Source organism: Myxococcus qinghaiensis (assembly GCF_024198215.1).
GTDB lineage: Bacteria > Myxococcota > Myxococcia > Myxococcales > Myxococcaceae > Myxococcus > Myxococcus qinghaiensis.
The window spans coordinates 1-5613 of record NZ_JAKCFA010000059.1 but is presented as its reverse complement, the minus strand read 5'-3'; the positions used below and the strand labels follow the sequence as shown (position 1 = coordinate 5613).

Annotated in this window: 4 protein-coding genes; 2 read left to right on the top strand and 2 right to left on the bottom strand. The window is 66.7% G+C overall.

The annotated features are described in order from the left end of the window. Positions 1–129: 129 nt before the first annotated feature. Both LZ199_RS45705 and LZ199_RS45700 read right to left on the bottom strand, forming a co-directional pair. Complete coding sequence (locus LZ199_RS45705; RefSeq protein WP_254000149.1) at positions 130–555, bottom strand: hypothetical protein; 426 nt, start codon at positions 553–555, stop codon at positions 130–132. Between the two features lie 208 nt (positions 556–763). Next, positions 764–1159, bottom strand: a complete 396-nt coding sequence (locus tag LZ199_RS45700; RefSeq protein WP_254000148.1) for a winged helix-turn-helix transcriptional regulator — start codon at positions 1157–1159, stop codon at positions 764–766. A 135-nt stretch (positions 1160–1294) separates the two neighbouring features. Between LZ199_RS45700 and gstA the strand changes: the two genes are divergently transcribed. Then, positions 1295–1903 carry a glutathione transferase GstA gene (gene gstA, locus LZ199_RS45695; protein WP_254000147.1) on the top strand — a complete coding sequence of 203 codons (609 nt, stop codon included), beginning with the start codon at positions 1295–1297 and terminating at the stop codon, positions 1901–1903. 206 nt (positions 1904–2109) lie between these two features. Further along, positions 2110–5292 carry a hypothetical protein gene (locus LZ199_RS45690; RefSeq protein ID WP_254000146.1) on the top strand — a complete coding sequence of 1061 codons (3183 nt, stop codon included), beginning with the start codon at positions 2110–2112 and terminating at the stop codon, positions 5290–5292. Positions 5293–5613: the final 321 nt, after the last annotated feature.

Genomic DNA, 5613 nt, shown 5'->3' with positions numbered 1-5613 from the left:
GAGCCACCAACGCGGCGCCCTGGACGGCCTGAGCCAGCCCCATGTAGCGATCTCCAAGAGCGAGATCGCCACACCCTCAACCAGCTTGGTAGCCCCATGCAAGGGCTACCTAACTGATCAGCATTGTGGCTAGTCGTTGCCGTAATACGAGGCCTGGACGGTGAGCGTCCCCGACCACTGTCCCGTCCAGTTGTCATAGACGCGAATGCGCTGCGACAGCGTCTGGTACTTCGCGATGACGCTCAGGCAGCTCCAGCCCTCGGCTGGGGAGTAGCCATGTGCGTAGCAGGGGTCCAGGAACTGGATGATGTAGCGGTCGGTTGTCTGGTCGAGACCGAGGACACCCCAGGTGACAATCGACGTGGGGTCGCTGCCGTAGGCGGAGCACGCATAGGCGGAAAGGTAATCCCAGTTCCACGTGTCCACGTAGCATGCGGGCATGGCGTTGGAGACATTCAGGCCCTGAGGCTCGGGCGTATGGGACTCCTCGGCCAGGGCCGCGGAGGACAGCGACATCGCGGCGGCGACAGCGACTCCAGCAAGCGAACGGTGCATGACACCTCTCCTGTGAGTGGCGGCGGGAGGGTAGTGATTGGCTTGCTGAACGACAACCATGGCGGGCCATGAAAATGTAAGGGTATTCGCCGACACCGGAAACAGGCCTCCATGGGTGCGTGCTGGACCCGGGGATTCCCGCGACAGAGAGGCGTCGCGAGCCGGTGTCTTCGGAGTTTTCTGCCCGGTGTGTCGCTCCCGCTGGAGGTCAGGCCTGGCGTCGGGAACGACGTGTGGGTTTGTCGTGGTGAGGCGGGGCCCGTGTCACCTCGCGCAGCCGGGTGCCCACCCGGACGATGGAGTCAATCACCGGCAACAGCTCCAGGCCGAGCGAGGACAGGGTGTACTCCACGGAGGGCGGAGAGGTGGGGAGCACCTCGCGGGTCACCGCGCCCTTCGCCGTCAGCTCTCGCAGCCGCGTGGTGAGCACCTTGGGTGAGATGCCGGGGATGTCGTGGAGCAGCTCCCCGAAGCGCCGGGGACCCCCGGAGAGCTGCCAGACGATGTTGGTGGACCACGCTCCGCCCAGCAACGACATGCAGGCGTGCATGGGACAGCCCGGGGGCGGGGGTGGGGCCTTGCTCTTCCTCAGCTTCAGGGACATGGGCGGTTACCGCGAGGTGAGTGGAGTTACCACGAGGTGAGTGGAAAGTGCGCTTACCTTACTCGTGCTGCTATCCAAAGGTAACCCGGGCCCGTTAGTGATGGGCCGTCGTTCCCATCCACCACGAGGAAGCCGATGAAGCTCTATTTCTCCCCGGGCGCCTGCTCGCTGTCTCCCCACATCGTCGCGCACGAGGCGGGGCTCGAGCTCCAACTCGAGCAGGTCGACACCCAGACGAAGGTCCTCAAGTCGGGCGGCGACTTCTGGAAGGTCAACCCGAAGGGCTATGTGCCCGCGCTGGAGCTGGAGCCGGGTGAGGTCCTCACCGAGGGCCCCGCGCTGGTGCAGTACCTGTCGGACCTGCGGCCCGAGGCGGGGCTGATGCCCGCGGCGGGCAGCCGCGAGCGCTACCGCGTGCTGGAGATGCTCGGCTACATCAACTCCGAGCTGCACAAGACGTACGCTCCGCTCTTCAGGCCGACGACGCCGGACGCGACGCGCGAGGAGCGCACGGAGTACCTGTTCAAGCGCTACAAGTTGCTCGAGGAGCGCCTGGCCACGCGCGCCTACCTCTTTGGTGACACCTTCAGCGTCGCGGATGCCTATCTCTACACCGTCACCCGCTGGGCGAACTACGTGAAGGTGGACCTGTCCGGCTTCACGAATCTGATGGCGTTCATGGAGCGCGTCACCGCGCGTCCGGCGGTGCGCAAGGCGCTCGCGGCCGAGGGGCTCCCGGTCTGACCCCTGTGCCTCCACGGCGGGAGGCCCCGGCGCAAGGGGCCTCCATGACTCCGTGGATAATCGCAGGCGTGTCGCGCTCGTGAACGTCTTTGTCGCGATACCAGAAGCAACGCCTCCACTGCCCATGGAGAGTGTGCGGCCCGCGTTGGACCGCCCAGGAGGGCACCATGCTTGGCATCTATCGTTGGACCATGAGAGTCGTTGCCATGGTCACTGTATTGATTTGTGGCGTGGGCCTGTCCGCCCACGCCGCGCCGTTGCAATTCCAGGTGGACCCCGAAACCCTGTCCGAACAGCTCTTCTCGGCGCAGGTGCAGGTGCGCGAGGGCGGCAAGCCCGGGCTGGTGCGCCTGGTGCTCTCCGCCGAGCTCGTCGAATGGCGGCGCAGGAACCCGACCGCCAGTTCGACGGACGTCGCCCTGCACCTGAGTGGGGTCCAGCAGCGCCTGACGGCGGCCCTCCTGCCCTCGGATGCGATGCGGTCCGAGTCCGACTACGCGCTGAAGCTCGTCTCCCTCCTCGTCCAGGACACGCAGAGCGCCGCCGCCACGTCCCCCCAGCTTCGCCTGCTCGTGGACAGGACCCTGGGGGCCTCCTTGTCCACCTTCGACACGCGGGAAGACCTGGTGAATGGCTCCCTGCGCATGACCTCCTGGCTGAGCGCCCGAAGCGAGGTCGAGCTCGCCGTGTGGACGGCAGTCCGCCGGCTGGCGGCCCTGGATGCCACGTTCGCGCTCCGCTGGAACGAGAGCCTCGGTCAGCCGGTGAACCTCAACGCCACCGCCACGCTCGCGCAGCTCAAGGCCGACCCGCAGCTGCTGGTGCATGTGGACATCGACGCCCTCCTGGCCCAGCAGACGTCACAGGCGGCCTTCCTGCAGGAGATCCGCCGTCAGTTCGAGCTGGTCGCGGCCGCGCTCGCCGCGGAGAGCGAGCAGGCCCGTGCCCGACTGGTGGCGCTGACGAGCATCTGTCCCGTCTCGACCACCCCCTCCTGCACTCCGGAGCAACGCGCGGCGGCCGCCGCCACCGCTCAGGCGGAGCAGAAGGAGATTGATGCCGCGGCGGTCGCGGCCAAGCTGCTGGGGGGCCTTGCGCGCATCGCCGACCTGAAGGCGGGTGAGAAGATTGAAAAGGTGGCGACCGCCTGGTTCTCCATCATCACCGCCATCAACAAGTTCGACACCGCCATCGATGGCCTCAGCGTGGCGGGGGCCCTCTCCTCCGGCGCCTCCCTGGTCCTGGCCGGCAACATCCTCGGCGCGGTGATGTCATTGGTGGGACTGCTGGGAGACAGCGGCCCCTCGCTCGACCAGCAAATCCTGGAGCAGGTGCTCGCGCTGCGTCAGGAGGTGCGCGCACTGCACGAGGAGATGCGCGCGCGCTTCGACATCATCGGACAGAGCCTCAACGTCATCTTCACCACCATGCTCAACGAGTTCGACCGGCTCAACGTCGCCATCGCTGGCAACACCGCCGCCCTCATCGATGTCCAGAACCAGCTGGCCGAGCAGGAGCTGCGGCTGGAGACCGTGGCGGCCACCATCCTGACCGCCATCGGCGACGTCGAGCTGCACGACACCCGGGTGGCGGTGAACAGGTACATCGGCCACGTCGAGAACTACGGCGTCCCGATTCCGACCTATGGTGTGTACACGGGCCCGGAGAACGAGTTCCACTACGCGGCGACGGGCGTCGCCACCCACACCGCCTTCGTGGTGTCACCCGCGCTCGCCACCGACCCGGCCGTCAGTCCGACGAACATCCTCAACAACTACGGCGAGTCCAACGCGCTCAGCTATCTGGCCCGGCTGGGCAGCCTCCGCGACGCACGCGTCCCCGCCTCCACCAACGTCTTCGCCAACCCCTCGGTCTGGAACTTCTCCGCCCAGGCCTACGCGTTGCTCGCCTTGCAGAATCCCGGTTACGCCAGCCAGGTCAACCCGTCTCGCACCGCGCAGATAGGGCTGGAGGGGCTGCGCATCCTGGACGTGGCTTCGAGCTTCAGCCGTCCGGCGTTTCCCGACAGGGCGGGCAACCGCACCAACCCCATCTTCAAGAGCCTCATCGCGGACTACCGCGCGGCGCTCGAGCGGTTCGGCAACAGCCTCTCCGCCATCCGAGTCCAGGAGATTGAGAAGCGCCAGGAGCCGCTGGACTCCTCGGGCGCCTCCTATCTCTCCATCCCCAAGGACTACGGCGTCTTCTCCACCGCCAGCCAGGCCATCCCCGAGTCGACCCTGCCGGTGGACCGCACCACGCTCTCCAAGTGCACGCCGACGTCGTGGAACCCGCAGCTCTCACGTCCCTCCAACGTGACCTACAAGACGCTGCCGACCGAGCTGCGCTTCGCGCACTACGCCTACTCACCGGTGGCGGCGTCCACCAACACCTCGATGCTGCCGGAGCTGTTCCAGTGCTACGACATCGCCTGGGTCAACCCGCGAACCGTCACCACGTCCACCTCCAGCTCGGAGTACGCCAGGCTCCGGCTTTCGATTCACACCCGCTTCCGCTGGGCCACCGGTCCCGCCCTTCCCATCCATGCCGACAAGGTGTGGGTGAACGCGAGGACCGCGACCTACACGTGGCCTGAAATCCGCGTCAGCTACGAGTGCTGGAACCCCCACATCCCGAACTGCTCGAACCCCGAGCCGCCCGTCGAGCTGGAGCAGGCCCTCATCGAGCGCTGGCCTCGCGACAGGGCGCTGTTCGAGCAGTCCGCGACACTCTCCAACGACGCAACCCTCCTGGGCGTGGCGCGGACGCGCATGACCGCCTTCCTCCAGGGCCGGCAGCGGGAGTACTTCTCCAAGGCCGTGTCCGCGCTCGTCAATGCCAACACGCCCCTCAACGTGGCCGCCGCGGACATGACCCGGGCGGCGCGTCAGCTCCAGGCCTTCACGCGCCTGGGGTTCCCTGTCGCGCTGAGCAGCGACGACTTGCTCTCGGGCCTGCTCTTCGGCCAGCGCTCCGTGCCAGTCGACATGGTCTTGAGTCCTCAGCTCAGCAACACGTTCGTCACCGCGCTCAATGCCTACGCCTGTACGCCCGTCTCGACCGTGGGCAAGCCCTGTGAGGGCGGAGTGTTCCATCCGCTGGTGGACCAGCCCCACCTCGATACCCGGAGGCCCAAGCCGCCGACGACGACGCCCATGGTCTGTCGCCTGTCGACCGCGAACCTCCCCGGCGTGACGGGGGATGACCCCGTGGGCGACTGCATGATTGCCGGCGCGTATGATCGACTGGGCGCGCTCTCCGAGCGCTATATGCACTACTCGCAGTTGCTCCATGACGGGACCTATGTCGAAGAGCTGCCCTGGATAGCGAGCACGCTCGACACGCTGCCTCTGGTGGACACGCTGACGCGCACGAGCGTCTCTCCGTAGAGTCCCGGCTGTCGTTCGTTCCATCGCTGGTGCTCGCCTCCGCGTCTGGAGGCGAGCACCGGCAAGGCCCAGGACTCAAGGTTCTCCGGTGCACCGACGGCAATGCATCGAGAGAGAGTCTGGTTTGGAAGCCAGTTCCTGCCGCTTCAACACGGCAGGAGGCGCACGTTCTTCCCTACCGAAACAAGTCCTAATACTACTTGATCAGATGCGGGACGGCCCGAGAGGAGGAGCGCGAGCTCCGAGTCTGCGGAGGCACAGCGGGCAATGGCCGATGCGGCGCAGCAGCAGGTGCTGAAGGCGACGTCGAACCTGGGGCAG

Excerpts from the sequence above, each read along its gene's own strand:
- LZ199_RS45690 (WP_254000146.1), top strand. The coding sequence starts at position 2,110 with ATGGTCACTGTATTGATTTGTGGCGTGGGCCTGTCCGCCCACGCCGCG.
- gstA (WP_254000147.1), top strand. The coding sequence starts at position 1,295 with ATGAAGCTCTATTTCTCCCCGGGCGCCTGCTCGCTGTCTCCCCACATC.
- LZ199_RS45700 (WP_254000148.1), bottom strand. The coding sequence starts at position 1,159 with ATGTCCCTGAAGCTGAGGAAGAGCAAGGCCCCACCCCCGCCCCCGGGC.
- LZ199_RS45705 (WP_254000149.1), bottom strand. The coding sequence starts at position 555 with ATGCACCGTTCGCTTGCTGGAGTCGCTGTCGCCGCCGCGATGTCGCTG.